The following is a 1,048-nucleotide window of genomic DNA, read 5'->3' as shown; positions in this document are numbered from 1 at the left end:
CTGGTTTGGCTCAAGCTGACGCTTGAACAACTTCCTATGCATCCTAACAGCAGGATTGATGAGCTGTTGCCACTGCGCTTGAAAACATAAAACCTCATCTGTCAATGTGGGGGCAACGGACGCTTACCACCGACCAGACTGAAACCGATTTTGAGACGCTTAAAAAGCGGTACAGGCCGGGAAAATTATTGCGCCAACAGGCGGTTGTTCTATCGGAAACGCCTCTTCTTCAGTGAAATTCAGCGACAGATCAGCTTGTTGCGAAACACCAGCAAGAAGTGGCTTAAGGAAGGCGAAGAGGTAGAGGCGAAGTACTAGATACAAGCATCAAGAACAACAGTATAGGTTGAAATTCTCCCACTAATACCGCATGTCTAATCCTTGAGATTGATCAGAAAGAGCTTGTTAGGCGGCTACAGCTAATGAAATGCTGTCATCTGAACTTTTCGATATCAGGTATCCATTTGTCAACCGCATAGAGTACCGAGTTTTTGGCAAGCGTTGAAACAATTCTTGTCTCGATTTATTTGTCAATAAGAACTTTACGCGATAGCTCAATAAATTCTGCCTGATGAGACGCTGTTTCCAAAGATACTTCGATCAAAAGTTGGCTTTTGACTGCAAATTCTTGAATCATGCCTGGAGTAAATTTCATTTTATGAAATTGCTCTTTGACGAGTCGCGTCGCTTCAAGCGATAACTTACTGTCTTCTATTTCAACATCGTCGATGTCGCCATTTTCATTGACCATCAGTCTCAATTGCAACGGTTTGTCTGAAACCTCGTCGATGGTCAATGTGAGATTTGAACTCGGCTCTACGTTGTTTAGAACTTGAGGTGGGACAGTTAATTCGTGGATGTGATGATAATAAGTAGACAGGTTCATTGATTTGAACAAGGCAGGAAAATTCTTTCGCTGCGCCCATGGCATAGCCGACAATCTCGCAGGTATAGACATCCTTGATTCCTGCCAGATAAAGCCATCCTTCACCCGTGCTGATATAGGGGTGAGTAGACCATGGGGATTTCACCCACGGCCCCTCGCAGA

The 1,048-nt window shown here is 44.4% G+C and carries 1 protein-coding gene; it reads right to left on the bottom strand.

Features of this window, described 5'->3' with window-relative positions:
* Positions 1 to 523 precede the first annotated feature (523 nt).
* Positions 524 to 958, bottom strand: coding sequence for an energy transducer TonB (locus ACO0LF_RS31295; RefSeq protein ID WP_423021294.1), 435 nt, complete (start codon positions 956 to 958; stop codon positions 524 to 526).
* Between the last annotated feature and the right edge of the window lie 90 nt (positions 959 to 1,048).

This window comes from Undibacterium sp. Di27W (assembly GCF_049340345.1).
Classification (GTDB): domain Bacteria; phylum Pseudomonadota; class Gammaproteobacteria; order Burkholderiales; family Burkholderiaceae_D; genus Undibacterium.
Note: the sequence above shows the minus strand (reverse complement) of the source record. Positions and strands in the feature narration are given on the sequence as shown.